This window comes from Microbacterium sp. AR7-10 (assembly GCF_001878835.1).
In the GTDB taxonomy this organism is placed as follows: Bacteria; Actinomycetota; Actinomycetes; order Actinomycetales; family Microbacteriaceae; genus Microbacterium; species Microbacterium commune.
In genome coordinates this window covers 47,737-64,342 of sequence record NZ_MJIR01000056.1, presented here as the reverse complement: position 1 = coordinate 64,342, position 16,606 = coordinate 47,737, and the positions used below count along the sequence as shown (strand labels likewise).

16 protein-coding genes are annotated in these 16,606 nt (G+C 69.5%); 2 read left to right on the top strand and 14 right to left on the bottom strand.

Translation table 11 applies throughout. The annotated features are described in order from the left end of the window. From BFN01_RS07420 to rplU, 5 genes are all read right to left on the bottom strand, one after another. On the bottom strand, positions 1–634 hold a 634-nt coding region (locus BFN01_RS07420), incomplete at its 3' end, for an aldehyde dehydrogenase family protein (protein WP_143187195.1). 54 nt (positions 635–688) lie between these two features. After that, on the bottom strand, positions 689–1,477 hold the full coding sequence (proB, locus tag BFN01_RS07415) for a glutamate 5-kinase (protein WP_071643177.1): 789 nt from the start codon (positions 1,475–1,477) through the stop codon (positions 689–691). Next, complete coding sequence (gene obgE, locus BFN01_RS07410; RefSeq protein ID WP_071643176.1) at positions 1,474–2,973, bottom strand: GTPase ObgE; 1,500 nt, start codon at positions 2,971–2,973, stop codon at positions 1,474–1,476. The genes proB and obgE overlap by 4 nt, the downstream gene beginning before the upstream one ends. A 99-nt stretch (positions 2,974–3,072) precedes the next feature. Further along, positions 3,073–3,330, bottom strand: a complete 258-nt coding sequence (gene rpmA / locus BFN01_RS07405; RefSeq protein ID WP_071643174.1) for a 50S ribosomal protein L27 — start codon at positions 3,328–3,330, stop codon at positions 3,073–3,075. 20 nt (positions 3,331–3,350) lie between these two features. Next, positions 3,351–3,659 carry a 50S ribosomal protein L21 gene (gene rplU / locus BFN01_RS07400; RefSeq protein WP_071643172.1) on the bottom strand — a complete coding sequence of 103 codons (309 nt, stop codon included), beginning with the start codon at positions 3,657–3,659 and terminating at the stop codon, positions 3,351–3,353. Between the two features lie 211 nt (positions 3,660–3,870). On the opposite strand from rplU, the gene BFN01_RS07395 reads away from it, so the two are divergent. Continuing rightward, positions 3,871–4,137, top strand: coding sequence for a DUF4031 domain-containing protein (locus BFN01_RS07395; RefSeq protein ID WP_071643163.1), 267 nt, complete (start codon positions 3,871–3,873; stop codon positions 4,135–4,137). On the opposite strand, the gene BFN01_RS07390 is transcribed toward BFN01_RS07395, so the two are convergent. Further along, positions 4,102–6,399 carry an Rne/Rng family ribonuclease gene (locus BFN01_RS07390; protein WP_071643154.1) on the bottom strand — a complete coding sequence of 766 codons (2,298 nt, stop codon included), beginning with the start codon at positions 6,397–6,399 and terminating at the stop codon, positions 4,102–4,104. The two genes, BFN01_RS07395 and BFN01_RS07390, sit on opposite strands and share 36 nt — an antisense overlap. A gap of 267 nt (positions 6,400–6,666) precedes the next feature. Between BFN01_RS07390 and BFN01_RS07385 the strand changes: the two genes are divergently transcribed. Beyond that, positions 6,667–7,278: a vitamin K epoxide reductase family protein gene (locus BFN01_RS07385; protein ID WP_071643144.1), complete on the top strand. Its 612-nt coding sequence runs from the start codon at positions 6,667–6,669 to the stop codon at positions 7,276–7,278. A 60-nt stretch (positions 7,279–7,338) separates the two neighbouring features. Here BFN01_RS07385 and ndk read toward each other — a convergent pair whose 3' ends face one another. The 8 genes from ndk to BFN01_RS07345 all read right to left on the bottom strand — a co-directional run bounded on the left by ndk (position 7,339) and on the right by BFN01_RS07345 (position 16,573). Beyond that, on the bottom strand, positions 7,339–7,755 hold the full coding sequence (ndk, locus tag BFN01_RS07380) for a nucleoside-diphosphate kinase (protein WP_071643142.1): 417 nt from the start codon (positions 7,753–7,755) through the stop codon (positions 7,339–7,341). Between the two features lies 1 nt (position 7,756). After that, positions 7,757–8,164, bottom strand: coding sequence for a DUF4233 domain-containing protein (locus BFN01_RS07375; protein ID WP_256221070.1), 408 nt, complete (start codon positions 8,162–8,164; stop codon positions 7,757–7,759). Next, entirely contained in the window at positions 8,161–9,513 is a 1,353-nt protein-coding gene (locus BFN01_RS07370; protein ID WP_071643138.1) for a folylpolyglutamate synthase/dihydrofolate synthase family protein, read from the bottom strand. The genes BFN01_RS07375 and BFN01_RS07370 overlap by 4 nt, the downstream gene beginning before the upstream one ends. Further along, on the bottom strand, positions 9,510–12,950 hold the full coding sequence (ileS, locus tag BFN01_RS07365; protein WP_071643136.1) for an isoleucine--tRNA ligase: 3,441 nt from the start codon (positions 12,948–12,950) through the stop codon (positions 9,510–9,512). The genes BFN01_RS07370 and ileS overlap by 4 nt, the downstream gene beginning before the upstream one ends. A gap of 239 nt (positions 12,951–13,189) precedes the next feature. Continuing rightward, complete coding sequence (locus BFN01_RS07360) at positions 13,190–13,534, bottom strand: hypothetical protein (protein WP_083428699.1); 345 nt, start codon at positions 13,532–13,534, stop codon at positions 13,190–13,192. A gap of 58 nt (positions 13,535–13,592) precedes the next feature. After that, complete coding sequence (locus tag BFN01_RS07355; RefSeq protein ID WP_071643134.1) at positions 13,593–14,567, bottom strand: ArsA family ATPase; 975 nt, start codon at positions 14,565–14,567, stop codon at positions 13,593–13,595. Continuing rightward, the gene (locus BFN01_RS07350) at positions 14,558–14,842 is read right to left on the bottom strand and encodes a cory-CC-star protein (protein WP_071643132.1); all 285 of its coding nucleotides are present in this window, start codon (positions 14,840–14,842) and stop codon (positions 14,558–14,560) included. Before BFN01_RS07350 ends, BFN01_RS07355 begins: the two co-directional genes overlap by 10 nt. Positions 14,843–14,845: 3 nt before the next feature. Beyond that, positions 14,846–16,573, bottom strand: a complete 1,728-nt coding sequence (locus BFN01_RS07345) for a carbon starvation protein A (RefSeq protein WP_071643129.1) — start codon at positions 16,571–16,573, stop codon at positions 14,846–14,848. Positions 16,574–16,606: the final 33 nt, after the last annotated feature.

Below are 16,606 nucleotides of genomic sequence, written 5' to 3'. Positions count from 1 at the left end.
GGGTATAGGAGGCAGCGATCAGACCGCGCGCGTGCATCATCGCCTTCGCGCCGTCGCGGCCGAAGTCGTGGCGGCTCTGGATCGCTTCGGGGTCGTGCCCGAGATCCGCCAGCGCCTGCCGCATCACGGCGACCAGCACCGTGTTCGATTCCCGGGCGGCGCTGCCGCCGCGCAGCACCACCGCATTGCCCGCGCGCAGGGCGAGGGCGGCGATGTCGACGGTCACGTTGGGGCGCGCTTCGTAGATCGCTCCGACGACCCCGAACGGAACCCGCACCTGCTCGAGGGCGACGCCGTTCGGCATCCGGTGCCCGCCGATCACCTGCCCGATCGGGTCGGGCAGGGTGGCGACGTCGCGGACGGCGGATGCCAGTGCGGCCACACGCCGCTCATCCAGGCGCAGCCTGTCGATGAGCGACTCGCCGATGGCATCCGCCCGCCCCCGCTCGATGTCGAGCGCGTTGGCCTCGACGATCCGAGCGGTGCTCGACTCGATCGCCTCGGCGATCGTCTCGAGCAGACGCGCCTTGTCGGCGCTGGTCAGCCGTGCGATCGACCGTGAGGCCTCCTTGGCGCGCACGAGGCGAGCCTGCGCGGTGTCCGCCTGGGCATCGAAGACGGGAGTTGTGCTCATCCGGTCAGTGTATCGACGCGCCGGCGCGGCCAGGGCCGCCATGACGCCGGCGGGTCAGCGACCGACGGAGGGGGCGAACCACGTGCCGATCGGCTCACCCTCGAGGGCCTTGCCGACCAGGTCGGCGCTGGTCACCAGCACGCCGATGCCGGATGCCGCGGCCATCCGCGCAGCCGAGACCTTCGTCGCCGCTCCCCCGGTGCCCACGCTGTTGACGACCGAGGCGCCGAATTCGAGACCGCTGAGATCGGCGTCGGCCGGGATCTCCTCGATCGGCACCGCGGTGGGGTCCGTCGGCGGCTTCGTGTACAGCGACTCGACGTCGCTGAGCAGCACGAGCGCATCAGCGCCGACGAGCTGCGCGACGAGCGCCGCGAGCCGGTCGTTGTCGCCGAAGCGGATCTCCTGCGTGGCGACCGTGTCGTTCTCGTTGACGATCGGCAGGATGCGCAGCGACAGCAGCCGGTCCATCGCTCGTCGCGCGTTGCTGCGCGACGTCGGGTTCTCGAGGTCACCGGTCGTCAGCAGCACCTGACCGGCCACGATGCTGAACGGCCGCAGGGCCTCCTGGTACCGGAAGACGAGGACGTTCTGCCCCACTGCGGCGGCAGCCTGCTGGGTCGCGAGATCGGTGGGCCTCGAGTCGAGGGCCAGGAACGGGATGCCCGTGGCGATCGCCCCCGATGAGACGAGGATGATCTCCGCCCCGCGCCGGTGCGCCGATGACAGCGCCTGCACGATCATCGGGATGCGCCACGACGACTCGCCGCTGATCGATGAGGATCCGACCTTGACGACGATCCGGCTCGCTGTCGCCAGCTCAGCGCGGCTGCTCGCGGTCATTCCTCGTCCTCGCGTGAGGCGAGGCGCTTCTCCTCGAGCTCGGCTCGGGCTGCGGCGCGCGCATCCATCATCTCGTGGTACTGCTCACGACGCTCGGCCGTGGTGCGGCGGTTCGAGCCGCCGATGCGGATGTCGGTGCCGCGCGGCGAGCCCATCAGCTCCGCCGTCGAGGCGATCGAGGGCTCCCAGTCGAAGACGACGCTGTTCTCTCCGGTGCCGATCATGACCGTCGCGCTGGCCACGGCGCCCGCCTTGAACAGCGCGGTCTCGACGCCGAGACGCTCGAGACGGTCGCCGAGGTAGCCCACGGCCTCTTCGTTCTGGAAGTCGGTCTGCTGCACCCAGCGCACCGGCTTCTCACCGAGCACGCGGTAGATGTTGCCGTAGGTGCCGCCCTCGACGCGGATGGAGAACTCCTCCTTCGCGCCCTTCGGCCGGATGACGACGCGTTCACGGGGAACCTCGACCGCGACCTCGGCGCGGTGCTGGTCGACGAGTTCGGCCAGCGCGAAGCTCAGCGCGCGCAGCCCCTCGCGTGCGACGGTCGAGATCTCGAAGACCCGGAAGCCGCGCGCCTCGATGTCGGGGCGCACCATCTCGGCGAGCTCGCGAGCTTCGGGCACGTCGACCTTGTTCAAGGCCACGATCTGCGGTCGGTCCAGCAGAGGGATCTGCCCCTCGGGCACCTCGTACGCGCCGAGCTCGGCGAGGATGACGTCGAGGTCGGACAGCGGATCGCGACCCGGCTCGAGGGTGGCGCAGTCGAGCACGTGCAGCAGGGCGCTGCAGCGCTCGACGTGGCGGAGGAACTCGAGGCCGAGCCCCTTGCCCTCGCTGGCGCCCTCGATCAGGCCGGGAACGTCGGCGACGGTGTACCTGCTGTCACCGGCCTGCACCACTCCGAGGTTGGGGTGCAGTGTCGTGAACGGGTAGTCGGCGATCTTCGGACGCGCGGCAGACAGTGCGGCGATCAGGCTCGACTTGCCCGCGGACGGGTAGCCCACGAGGGCGACATCGGCGACGGTCTTCAGCTCGAGCACGACCGAGCACTCCTGGCCGGGCGTGCCGAGCAGCGCGAAGCCGGGGGCCTTGCGCTTGGGTGAGGCGAGTGCCGCGTTGCCGAGCCCGCCGCGGCCACCCTCGGCGACCACGTACTTCTCGCCGGGGACGATCATGTCGTGCAGCACGTCGCCGTCGACGCTCTTCACCACGGTGCCGACGGGCACCGGAAGCTCGAGCGACTCGCCGTCGTACCCCGAGCGGTGATCGCCCATGCCGAAGCCGCCGTTGCCACCGGTGCGGTGCGGCGAATGATGGTACGACAGCAGCGTCGTCACCTGCGGGTCGGCGACGAGGATGATGTCTCCTCCGTCGCCGCCCTTGCCGCCATCCGGACCGCCGAGCGGCTTGAACTTCTCACGATGCACCGAGACGCAGCCGTTGCCGCCCCTGCCGGCGCGGAGGTGCAGCGTGACGGTGTCGACGAACGTGACCATGTGTGACTGCTCCTTGAACTGGGCCCCGAGCCCGGCGACGGGCGGGGATACGAGGACGGGGCGAGCCGAAGCCCGCCCCGTCCAGGAAGTCTGCTGCTCTTACTGAGCGGCTGCGACGATGTTGACGACCTTGCGGCCGCCCTTGGTGCCGAACTCGACGGCGCCCGCCTCGAGAGCGAACAGCGTGTCGTCGCCGCCACGGCCGACGCCCGCGCCGGGGTGGAAGTGGGTGCCGCGCTGACGGACGAGGATCTCGCCGGCGCTGACGGTCTGACCGCCGAAGCGCTTCACGCCGAGTCGCTGTGCGTTGGAGTCACGACCGTTGCGGGTCGAGCTCGCGCCCTTCTTGTGTGCCATGTCCTGAGCCTCTTCCGTGCTTACTTGATGCCGGTGATCTTGACGCGCGTGAGCTCCTGACGGTGGCCCTGGCGCTTCTTGTAGCCGGTCTTGTTCTTGAACTTCTGGATGACGATCTTCGGGCCGCGGAGGTTGCCGATGACCTCAGCCGTGACCTTGACCTTCGCCAGCTTGTCGGCGTCGGTGGTCACAGAGGCACCGTCGACGAGAAGCACGGCGGGAAGCTCGATGTTCTCGCCCTGGGCAGCCTGAACACGGTCGAGCTGAACGATCGTGCCGACCTCGACCTTCTCCTGCCGGCCACCGGCGCGCACTACTGCGTAAACCACTTCATACCTGTTTCGTTGGGGAGCGGATCGCTCCGGGAATCTCACGGGAAGACTGTTGCTTGCGTTCATCGCCGGGGCGACGGATGCGGACGCAAGACTTCTCCTGCGATCGGCAAAGCCGCCAGGGGTCTCGCACCAAAGGACAACTTTACCGGATCAGCGCCGATGCCGCAAAGCGGCCCCGATCGCGTGTCCCCTCTAGGATCTCGACATGACCGTTCTCGTCGACGACGCCATCTGGCCCGCGCACGGCAGGCTGTGGGCGCACCTCGTCAGCGACGCGGATCTGGCCGAGCTGCACGCGTTCGCGGCGGAGCACGGCATCCCGCCCCGCGCCTTCGATCTGGACCACTACGACGTCCCGGAGGACGCGCTGCCGAGACTCCTCGCCGCCGGTGCGGTGCACGTGGGCGGCAAGGAGCTCACCAGGCGGCTCATCCGGTCAGGGCTGCGAGTCCGAGCCCGAGACCGGCGCTGACGTGTCCGAGGACGAGTTCGGAGTCAGCATGGCGGTCGTGACCCGACGCCGGTTGCGGCCCTGACCGGGCGCCTTCGGTTCAGGAAGGGCGTCGAGCACCGAGTCGAGCAGCTGCTCGGTCTGCGTCTTCGGAGCGCCCTTGCGCTCGCCACCGCGCTTCTTGCGCTTCTTCGGACGCTCGCTCTGCGCAGCGGCCTCGGACGACGCCTGCTGCTCTGCTGCGGGCTGATCCGGTGCGGCCTCGCCGTTCACGACGATGGTCGAGGCGGCGATCGCGGCGAGTGCCGACTTGGCGACCTCGGTGATGCTGTGCGTGCCGCCGCTGCCGGACTGCTGCTTGTCGGCTGCCGGTGCGGACTGCTGCGAGGAACCGCCGCGCGAACGACGGTTCTGCCCGCCGCCGTTCGACCCGCCGCCGTTGCTGCTGCGGTGCTTGACGACGGGATCGTGGTGCACGATCACGCCGCGCCCCGCGCAGACGTCGCACGCCTCGCTGAAGGTCTCCAGCAGGCCGAGGCCGAGCTTCTTGCGGGTCATCTGCACGAGACCCAGCGAGGTCACCTCGGCGACCTGGTGCTTCGTGCGGTCGCGGCTCAGGCACTCCACCAGGCGGCGCAGCACGAGGTCGCGATTGGACTCGAGCACCATGTCGATGAAGTCGACCACGATGATGCCGCCGATGTCGCGCAGGCGCAGCTGGCGCACGATCTCCTCGGCGGCCTCGAGGTTGTTCTTGGTGACGGTCTCCTCGAGGTTTCCGCCGGAGCCGACGAACTTGCCGGTGTTGACGTCGACGACCGTCATCGCCTCGGTCCGGTCGATCACCAGCGAGCCACCTGAGGGCAGCCACACCTTGCGGTCGAGAGCCTTCTCGATCTGCTCGGTGATGCGGTACGCGTCGAACGGGTCGACCTCGTCGGTGTAGGTCTCGACGCGCTCGAGCAGGTCGGGGGCGACGCTCTCGAGGTACGCGCGGATCGTCTGCCGGGCGTCGTCGCCCTGGATGGTCATGCGGGTGAAGTCCTCGTTGAAGACATCGCGCACGATCTTGACCAGCAGGTCGGGCTCGGCGTGCAGCAGCGCCGGGGCCTGCTGCGTCTGCACCTGCTTCTGGATGTGCTCCCACTGCGCGGTGAGCCGCTGCACGTCACGGGTCAGCTGCTCCTCGGTGGCGCCCTCGGCCGCCGTGCGCACGATCACGCCGGACGACTCGGGCAGCACCTCCTTGAGGATGCGCTTGAGACGAGCGCGCTCGTTGTCGGGAAGCTTCCGCGAGATGCCGTTCATCGACCCGCCCGGAACGTACACGAGGTAGCGGCCGGGAAGCGAGATCTGGCTGGTGAGCCGGGCGCCCTTGTGTCCGATCGGATCCTTGGTGACCTGCACGAGCACGCGGTCGCCCGCCTTGAGCGCCAGCTCGATGCGACGCGGCTGGTTGCCGGTCTCGACGCCGTCCCAGTCGACCTCACCGGAGTACAGCACCGCGTTGCGTCCGCGGCCGATGTCGACGAAGGCCGCCTCCATGCTGGGCAGCACGTTCTGCACGCGGCCGAGGTAGACGTTCCCGATCAGCGACGCGTCCTGGTTGCGGGCCACGTAGTGCTCGACCAGCACCTCGTCTTCGAGCACGCCGATCTGCGTGCGACCGTTCTTCGAGCGCACGACCATCATGCGGTCGACGGACTCGCGGCGGGCGAGGAACTCGGCCTCGGTCACCACAGGGCGACGACGACCGGCGTCGCGGCCGTCGCGGCGACGCTGCTTCTTGGCCTCGAGGCGCGTCGAGCCCTTGATCGCCTTCGGCTCGGTGATGTACTCGACGTGACGCTGGCGCTGACGCGGCTCGTCACGGCTCTCGTCGCCCTCGCCGCGTCGTCCGCCACGTCCTCGGCGGAACGCGCTGTCGCGGTCGTCGCGGTCATCGCCCTCGTCGTCGCGTCCGCCGTGTGCCGGCAGCGGGACGATCTCGGGTGCGTAGAAGTGCAGCTGCGTGGACACCTTCGACACGAACACCTCGGGCAGCAGCCCCAGGCTCACCGCGGTGACGGGTTGGGGCTCCTCGCTCGTCGTGGGCGAAGCGGCCGCAGGCTCTGCGGCCGGCTGCGCAGCTGCGGACTGTTCCGTCGCGGCATCCGGCTCCACGGCATCCGGCTGCGCGGCGGCGGGCTGATCCGTCGCGGCGGTCGCGGTGTCCTCGCCTACCGGCTGCGCCGGCGTCTCGTCGAGGCTGGGGGTGGTGGTGTCATCGTTCTCATCGGCCATCTCTGGCTAGCTCCCTGCGCGGGCACTGCGTGCGCCGCGAAAACTCGTGCGGCGAAACAGCGGCCGCGAACTCGATCGGCTGGAGGTCGGCTCTCGGGCACGACCGCCTGGGGCACATCACCCCGAAGTCTTGTCGATTCCATCACGCGTGAGCGCGACGTCGTCTTCAGTCATTATCGCACTACCGCGGCCCGACGGCCGAACAGCGTTCGACTCGCGCGCCGCGATTCACCCGAGCCGCATAGCCGCCACTGGGATAATCGCGCCATGACCACCGCGCGCACCCGCCATGTCGGCTACGGAATCTGGCTCATCATCGCCGCGGTCCTCGGCTGGTGGGCGGCCTTCCAGCTGACGATCGAGAAGTTCTACGTGCTCGAGAATCCGGGCGAGACGACGAGCTGCTACGTGAGCGTCATGCTGCAGTGCGACAAGAACCTCGGATCCTGGCAGGGTGCCGTGTTCGGGTTCCCCAACCCCCTGATCGGCGTGACCGCGTGGATGGCCGTGCTCGTGATGGGCGTCGCCGTGCTCTCGGGCGTGCGCTTCCCGCGCTGGTTCTGGGGTCTGTTCGGTGTCGGCGTGCTCGGCGCATTCATCTTCGTGTGCTGGCTGATCGGCCAGAGCATCTACAGCCTGCACACCCTGTGCCCGTGGTGCATGGCCACGTGGGCGGTGACGATACCGACCTTCTTCGCGACGACACTGCACCTCGTGCGCAACGGCACGCTCGGCCGCTCCACGGCCGTTCGGGAGCGTGCCGGACGCCTCATGGTGTGGGTGCCGCTGGCGACGATCCTGGCCTACGCCACCGTGATCGCGATGGCGCAGCTGGCCGGCCTCGATCTGCTCGGCGAGGTCATCGGCATGATCTTCTGACCACCCCACGAGAAGAGGGACGCCTGATCGGGCGTCCCTCTTCTCGTCTTCGGTCCGTGTTCAGTCGAACCAGATGCCGAGCTCACGCGCGGCGGACTCGGGGCTGTCCGAGCCGTGCACGAGGTTCTGCTGCACCTTGAGGCCCCAGTCGCGGCCGAAGTCACCGCGGATGGTGCCGGGCGCCGCCGTCGTCGGATCGGTGGTTCCCGCGAGCGAGCGGAACCCCTCGATGACGCGGTTGCCGGCGAGCCGGATCGCGACCGACGGGCCCGACATCATGAACTCGAGCAGGGGCTCGTAGAACGGCTTGCCCTCGTGCTCGGCATAGTGCGCCGCGAGCCGGTCGCGGTCGGGCTCGACCAGGCGCAGGTCGACGAGCGCGTAGCCCTTCGCCTCGATGCGGGCGAGGATGCTGCCGGTCAGGCCGCGGGCGACGCCGTCGGGCTTGACGAGGACGAGGGTTTCTTCAGTGGCCATGTCATTCGCTCTCTGTGTGAGGTTCTGCCGGCGGGCCCGCCGGCCGCTGTCGGTCGATGCGGGCCCCACCGATCGTCGCATACGCCCACATGCCGCCGAAAATCAGCACGACGAACGCGATCGCGGGCACCAGCAGCGCGCCCAGGGCGATGACGACCTGCAGCGCCCATCCGGCGGGGACCGCCCACGGCTTCGCGATCGCGCCGGCGACAGCGACGAGCGCGATCGCGACCGCCGCGCCGGCGACGATCCCCCACCACGGCGGAATGCCCGCGGGCAGAGCCTTGAGCCCGAAGATCACGAGTCCGGCGAGCAGGGCGCCGATCGCCTCGAAGCCGAGCACGATCGACCCGAGCTTCTGCACCAGCGTGCGCGGAGCACGGGGATGCCTTGCCACACGGGCGCTCATGCGCGCCACCCCGACTTCCAGTCCTCCTCCTCCGAGAGCAGCAGGGCCTCGCCGGCCAGCACGATCGACCCGGCGATGACGACGGCGCGACGGTCGGCCGAGGCCGCCCACTCCCGGGCTGCGTCGACGGCGTCGGCGAGGGTGGGATGCACACTCGCGCGGCGGCCGCGCTCCTCCACGAGGTCGGCGATGGCATCCGCATCCGCAGCCCGATCCGAATCGGGGGCCGTCGCGAACACCTCGGCGACCTGCGGGAGCAGCTGATCGATGATGCCGGCCGCGTCCTTGTCGGCGAAGACGCCGAGCACGAGACCCCACTCGTCGAAGTCGAAGCTGTCGTCGAGTGAACGCGCGAGGGCCGCGGCGCCGTGCGGGTTGTGCGCAGCGTCCACGACCACGGTCGGTGCGATGCCCACCAGCTGCAGACGTCCCGGAGACGTCGCGTTCTGCAGTCCGTCGGCGAGGATGTCGCCGACGATCCGCTGCGACGCACCGCCGATCAGCGATTCGACCGCGGCGACGGCGAGAGCGGCGTTGTGACCCTGATGCGCGCCGTACAGGGGCAGGTACTCGTCGACGTACTCGCCGGCGAGCCCGCGGATGCCGATCAGCTGGCCGCCCACCGCGAGCTTCTGGTCGCTGAGCCCGAAGTCCTCGCCCTCGAACGCGATCGTCGCGTCCTTCTCGGAGGCCACGCGGCGCAGCACCGCGGCGACCTCGGGTCGCTGCTCTGCCGACACGACGGCGGCGCCGTCCTTGATGATGCCGGCCTTCACCTCGGCGATGGCCTCGATGGTGTCGCCGAGACGGTCGGCGTGATCCATGTCGATCGGCGCGAAGACCGCGACATCGCCGTCGGCGGTGTTGGTGGAGTCCCACGACCCGCCCATGCCCACTTCGAGCACGAGCACGTCGACGGGCGCGTCCGACGCGGCGACGAACGCGAGCACGGTCAGCAGCTCGAAGAACGTCAGCGGCGCATCGCCCGCTGTCTCGAGCTCTGCGTCGACGATGCCAACGAAGGGCTCGATCTCATCCCAGGCATCCGCGATCGCCCCGTCGGCGATCGGCTCGCCGTCGATGATGATCCGCTCGGTGAAGCGCTTCAGGTGCGGGCTGGTGAACAGGCCCGTGCGCAGTCCGTGCGAACGCAGCAGGCTCTCGATCATGCGTGCGGTCGATGTCTTGCCGTTCGTGCCGGTGATGTGCACGACGCGGTAGGTGCGCTGCGGGTCGTCGAGCAGGGTCAGGATGCGGGCGACCCGCTCCTTGCGCGGCTGCACCCACCGCTCCCCTGCTCGCTCGAGCAGCTTCTCGTAGACGATGTCGGCTCTCTGCACGTCGCTCACCGCGCTGCCTCCTGGGGGACGTTCGAATCGATCGTGACGATGATCGTCGCCTTCTGCGATCCCAGCGCCTTGGCGCTGGTGCGGAACACGCCGTCACCGGGACTGCCCAAGCTCTCGACCACCTGCTCGATCTCGTCTGTGGGCTGCACCGCGAATCCCACCGCGAGCGTCTCGCCCGCGATCAGGTCGGCGTGCCGGCGGAGAGCCTCCGCGTCCGCCGCGGAGACGTTCAGAGCCAGCACGATGCGATCGCTCACGTCGAGACCGGCGTTCTTGCGAGCCTCCTGCACGACGCGGATCGCATCCCGCGCCATCCCCTCGGCCTCGAGTTCCGGCGTGGTCACGGTGTCGAGCAGCATGAACCCGCCGCCGGGCACCAGGGCGAGGGCCTCGCCTTCCGGGCGCCCTGAAGTTTCGAGCACCAGGTCGTACTCGTGCGGCTCGAGGGCGATGCCGTCAGCGGTCACCACGCCGCCCTTCTCGCTCCAGAGGCCCTCCTTCGCGGCGCGGATGACCTTCTGCACCTCCTTGCCCAGGCGCGGTCCCGCGGCGCGGGCGTTGACGCTGAGACGGTGGCTGATGCCGTAGTCGGATGCCGTGTTCTGGGCCAGCTGCACGAGCTCGACCGTCTTGACGTTGAGCTCTTCGCGGAGGATGCCCTCGAACTGCGCGAGGTCGGCGGCCAGCGGTGACACGACGGTGAGGCGGGCGAGCGGCAGACGCACGCGCAGCTTCTCCTTCTTTCGCAGGGCGTTGCCGACGCTGGAGAGCTCGCGGACGGCATCCATCGCGTCGCGCACGTCGTCGGCTGCGGGGAACGCGTCGGCGTCGGGCCAGTCGGTCAGGTGCACGCTGCGCCCGCCGGTGAGTCCCTGCCAGACCCGCTCGCTGATCAGCGGCACGAGCGGTGCCGCGACACGGGACAGCGTCTCGAGCACCGTGTACAGCGTGTCGAAGGCCTCGCGGCTCTTCGGGTCGTCAGTGACGCCCTCCCAGAACCGGTCGCGCGAGCGACGGATGTACCAGTTGGTGAGCACCTCGGCGAAGTCGCGCAGCCGGGCGGATGCGGTGGTCGAGTCGAGCCCCTCGAGGTCGATGCGCACCTCGCGCACGAGGTCGCCCAGGCGCGCCAGGATGTAGCGGTCGAGCACGTCGGTGCTGTCGGTGCGCCAGGTGGCCTCGTAGCCGCCGCCGGCGGCCCCCGCTGAGCCTGTCGAAGCGGCCCCCGCTGAGCCTGTCGAAGCGTTCGCATAGGTCGCGAAGAAGTACCACGAGTTCCACAGCGGCAGCAGGAACTCGCGGACGCCCGAGCGGATGCCCTCCTCGGTGACGGCGAGGTTGCCGCCGCGCAGCACCGAGCTCGACATGAGGAACCAGCGCATGGCATCCGACCCGTCGCGGTCGAGCACCTCGCTGACATCGGGATAGTTGCGCAGCGACTTCGACATCTTGTAGCCGTCGCTGCCGAGGACGATGCCGTGGCAGCTGACGCCCGTGAACGCCGGCCGGTCGAACAGGGCGGTCGAGAGCACGTGCATCACGTAGAACCAGCCGCGGGTCTGTCCGATGTACTCCACGATGAAGTCCGCCGGCGCGTGCGAGTCGAACCACTCCTGGTTCTCGAACGGGTAGTGCACCTGCGCGTAGGGCATGGATCCGGAGTCGAACCACACGTCGAACACGTCCTCGATGCGACGCATCGTGCTCTTGCCGGTCGGGTCGTCCGGGTTCGGGCGCGTGAGGTCGTCGATGTACGGCCGGTGCAGGTCGACCTCCCCCTCGGGGTTGCGCGGCAGCGTGCCGAAGTCGCGCTCGAGCTCCTCGAGCGATCCGTACGCGTCGACCCGGGGGTACTCGGGGTCGTCGCTCTTCCAGATCGGGATCGGCGAGCCCCAGTAGCGGTTGCGGCTGATCGACCAGTCGCGCGCGCCCTCGAGCCACTTGCCGAACTGGCCGTGCTTGACGTTCTCGGGCACCCAGGTGATCTGCTCGTTGTTCGCGAGCAGGTCGTCCTTGATGTCGGTGACCCGGATGAACCAGCTCGAGACGGCCTTGTAGATGAGGGGGTTCCGGCAGCGCCAGCAGTGCGGGTAGGAGTGCACGTAGCTCTGCTCGCGCAGCATCCGCCCGCCGGCGCGCAGCAGACGGATCAGCGGCGTGTTGGCGTCCATCCACAGCTGACCGGCCACGTCGGTGACCGACGGGAGGAAGCGTCCGCCGTCGTCGAGCGAGATGATCGTCGGGATGCCCGCGGCGTTGGTCACGCGCTGGTCGTCCTCACCGTAGGCGGGTGCCTGATGCACGATGCCCGTGCCATCGGTGGTGGTGACGTAGTCGTCGACGAGGATGCGCCAGGCGTTCTCGGTGCCCCAGGTCTCGGCATCCGCGTAGTAGTCGAACAGCCGGTCGTACGCGACGTCCTCGAGCTCGGCGCCGAGCACGGTCTGCTGCACCGCGGCGAACGCGTCGTCGGCGGACTCGTAGCCGAGGTCCTTGGCGTAGCCGCCCAGCAGATCGCGGGCGAGCAGGTAGCGGTGCGCGTCGCTCTCGGCCGGGTCGTCCCCCGGCACGATGTCGGCGGCGCCGTTCGGCCCGCCTGGCAGCACCACGTACTCGATCTCGGGGCCGACGACGAGGGCGAGGTTGGTGGGCAGCGTCCACGGCGTGGTCGTCCAGGCCAGCGCGCGCACGGCGGTCAGGCCGAGCGTCTCGGCCTTGGCGCCGACCAGGGGGAAGGTCACGGTGACCGACGGGTCCTGACGGTCCTTGTACACGTCGTCGTCCATGCGCAGCTCGTGCGCCGACAGCGGAGTCTCATCGCGCCAGCAGTAGGGCAGCACCCGGTAGCCCTCATACGCGAGGCCCTTGTCGTACAGCGTCTTGAACGCCCAGAGCACGCTCTCCATGTAGCCGAGGTCGAGCGTCTTGTACCCGCGCTCGAAGTCGACCCAGCGGGCCTGGCGGGTCACGTAGTCCTGCCACTCGCGCGTGTAGGTGAGCACCGAGTCGCGCGCCTTCGCGTTGAAGACGTCGATGCCCATCTGCTCGATCTCGCTCTTCTCCGTGATGCCGAGCTGCTTCATCGCCTCGAGCTCGGCGGGCAGGCCGTGCGTGTCCCAGCCGAAGACGCGGTCGACCTTCTTGCCGAGCATCGTCTGGAAGCGCGGGAAGACGTCCTTCGCGTAGCCGGTGAGCAGGTGCCCGTAGTGCGGCAGGCCGTTCGCGAACGGGGGCCCGTCGTAGAAGACCCACTCGTCGGCACCCTCGCGCTGCGCGATCGATGCCCGGAAGGTGTCGTCCGACTTCCAGAAGTCGAGCACCTCGGTCTCGATCTCGGGGAACCGCGGGCTGGGGACGACGGAGTCGGCGGCGGGTCCGACCCTTCGACTGTCGGCTTCGCCGCTGCTCAGGAACCGGAATGGCTGAGGATAGGTCATGTGCGCTCGCAGTGGTCGTGGGCGGATGCTGCTGCAGGGACGACCCGTGCGTTCACGGACCGCGGTACCACCCTGCGTGCTTCTCGCGAAGCCGCTCTCACTGCGGCGATGACGGGCCTGCCCCGCTCGGGTCTAGTTCCTGCGCCGAGGCGAAGGGTTCTTCCGAGAGCTCCCCGGTGATGGCCGGATCATTGCTTGTGCGTCCATTCTACGCGTCTTCCCGGCGAGCGCAGCACGACTCACGGCCAGAGCATCGCGATCACGAAGGCCGCGTAGCTGCCGGCCGCCAGCACCGCGACCACGTCGCGGATGCGCTTCGGTGCGGCGACGGCGATGAGGACGCCGACGATCGCGAGCAGAGCCCAGCACACCGGGTGCCCCCACCGGATCACGACCTCCTGCACGCCCGTCACCGTGTCGACACGGTCCGGCACGACGACGACCCACAGGGCGCTCATCCCGGCGGCGATGACCGCTCCCACCGCGCCGAGCGGCTGACGGCGACGCCGCATCCACTCGACGAGCCCGGTCCTCGCGTCCTCACTCATCTCGCCCCCGTCCTCGACGTGGCCCCGCGGCGCCATGCGGGGAGGATATGTCCGACAGACGTCCGGCCACAAGGACTCCTGCGTCCGGCCTCGATCATCCGACGGCGGCGCACTCCAGCAGTCCGGCGAGCGTGGTCAGCGCCTCCGGTCCGGTCAGCTCCCCCGGCACGAGGGGGATCTCGAGCACCGGGGCATCCGGCACGGCGTCGCGCACGTGCTGCAGGTGTGCGTCCTCGACGGTGCGACGCGCGGCCAGCACCTCGCCGCCGTCGGCGGGCGAGCGCCGATTGGCCACCAGGCCGGCGACCGTGACGCCCATGCTCCGCAGGCTCTGCACGACTTCCAGGGTCTCCGCCACCGGCAGCGCCTCCGCCGTGAACACGACCACGAAGCCGGTGCGCGCGGGATCGGCGATGGCCTGCTGCATGCCGCTGAACCGGTCGCGGCGACGCTGCAGCGCGCGGCGGAGATCGGCCTGTGCCTCCGCCTGCGGGTCGGCGGTTCCGGCGAGCCCGCGCATCGCGGCCGAGAAGCGCTCCGAGCGGTCGCGGTTGCGCAGCAGGGTCTCGGTCCAGCCGGCGAGCTGACCCGGCAGCGCCAGCAGCCGCAGAGTGTGCCCGGAGGGCGCGGTGTCGAAGATGACGGCGTCGTAGTCGCGCTGCCCCGCTTCGGCGAGTTCGGCGATGCGCTCCAGCACCGCTGACTCATGGCTGCCGGGCGCGTGCCGCGCCCGCTCCAGATGCTCTCGGGCGGCGCGATGCTGCCGCTCAGGAAGCATGCGGGTCATGGTCTTCTCGACGGCGTCGAGGTGCCGGTCGATCGTCGCGTGCGGATCGACCTCGACGCCGTCCAGCGAGCCGCGGGCGAAGTCGGCCAGTCGCACCGGAGCGTCCCCCACCTCGCGCCGCCAGAGATGGCCGAGGTTGTGCGCGGGGTCGGTGGACACCACCAGCACGCGCTCGCCGTCGCGTGCGCGGGCGACGGCGAGAGCGGATGCCAGCGAGGTCTTTCCCACGCCGCCTTTGCCCCCGACGAAGAGCATCGGTCTGCGCAGTGCGTCTAGCAGCATGTCATGCTGTCCAGCGGCGAGCGCGGCATGCCCATCCGGCGGTGCCAGCGGTGGAAGTCGTCGGCCACGAGCGGCATGAGCTCGGCGCTGTAGTACGCCGCCGGGTCGGGCACGCCCAGCGCCTCGCCGAGCACGACCAGAGCGAACAGGTCGTCTTCATCGCGCTGCTCGCGAGCGAGCATCTGGCGGTACGGACCGGCGTAGTACTCCGCCATCCCGCGCCGCAAGGCGGCCCAGCGCCCGCGCAGGCGCCGGGCCGCCTCGGTGCGAACCATCGATCAGACCTCCTCGCGCACCGCTTCGAGCTGCGCATCCTCATCTTCGTGCTCGGGCTCGTCGCGTGCCGCGCGACGCATCGCGAGCACCGCTTCCACAGCGACCCAGACACTCGAGGCGATGATGATCACATCCAGCGCGAACAGCAGCCAATCGGCCTTCGCGGGGTCGGCGAACGAGGCGAGCTGCTCGAGCGCCGCCCAGAATGACAGCACGAAGACGATCACCAGCGGGATCACCGCCGGCAGCGGGTTGCGGCGCTTGCGGATGAGCATGACCGCGATGATCGACAGCGTCAGCGAGGCCATCAGCTGGTTGGTGGTGCCGAACAGCGGCCAGATGCGCAGCCCGCCGTCGCCGCCGAGCCCCTGCGAGAAGGTCAGACCGAGGCCGACCACGACCACCACGATCGTGGCGGGCACCTTGGTGACGCGCACCTTGACCGCATCGCCGATCTCCTGCACGACGAAGCGCAGCAGGCGCATGCCGGTGTCCATCGTCGTCGCCGCGAACAGCACCGCCATGGTGGCCAGCACCGTGGCGCTCAGCGACGCGGGCAGGCCGATGCCGGCCTGCATGAGCGCCCCGCCCCCGGTGACGAACGCTCCGACTCCACCCGCTCCGAACGCGCTGTAGACCTCGTTCCATTCGGCGACCGTGCGGAAGCCGGCGATCACGGCGAGGATCGTGCCCAGCGAGAGCAGACCCTCGCCGACGGCGCCGAAGTAGCCGACGAAGCGGGCATCCGTCTCCTTGTCGAGCTGCTTGGAGCTCGTGCCGGAGGACACCATGCCGTGGAAGCCGGAGATCGCCCCGCAGGCGATCGTGACGAACAGCAGGGGCACCATGCTGGGGGTGCCGTCCGGGACGGCGGTGTTGATCGCCGGGGCGACGATCTCGGGAGCGGTGCCCGAGAACAGCGTCGCGGTGAGCACCGACCCGAACAGCAGGATCAGTCCGACGAAGAGCTGCACGCCGTTGATGTAGTCACGCGGCTGCAGCAGCACCCAGACGGGCAGCAGCGAGGCGATCGCGCCGTAGACGAACAGCGCGAGGATCCAGAAGGTCGCGGGGCCCATCCCGAGGAAGTCGTCGGGCAGCACGACCGGAACCTGGTCGCCCAGCACGATCAGGGCGTACAGCGTGACGACGCCGACGACGGTCACCGGCAGCAGCGGCCAGCGCAGACGGTACACGGCCACACCGACGAGCAGCGCCACCAGGATCGCTCCCCAGGTGGGGATCACCGCGCTGGGCGTCGAGATCAGCAGGTTCTTGATCACGACGGCGAATGCGGCGATCACCATCAGCAGCAGCAGGAAGATGACGACGAGGAAGAGGCTCGCGCCGCGCTTGCCGATGTACCGCGCCGACAGGGCGCCGATCGATCGGCCCTTGTTGCGAGTCGAGGCCCACAGCGCGCCGAGGTCGTGCATGCCGGCGAAGAACACCGTGCCGATGGTGACCCACAGGAAGGCCGGAACCCAGCCCCAGATGACGGCGATCGCAGGACCGACGATGGGCGCGGCGCCCGCGACGGAGGTGAAGTGGTGGCCCCACAGGATGAACTTGTTCGTCGGCACGTAGTCGACGCCGTCGTTCAGCTCGTGCGCGGGGGTCTCGTACGACGCATCGAGTCGGTACACGCGCTGAGCGAGGTAGCGCGAATAGACGAGGTACCCGACGGCGAAGATCGCCAGTCCGAGGACCATGAGGAGAACGGGAGACATGGATGAGCTTCCTTTCGGCAGCGGCTTCGTCGT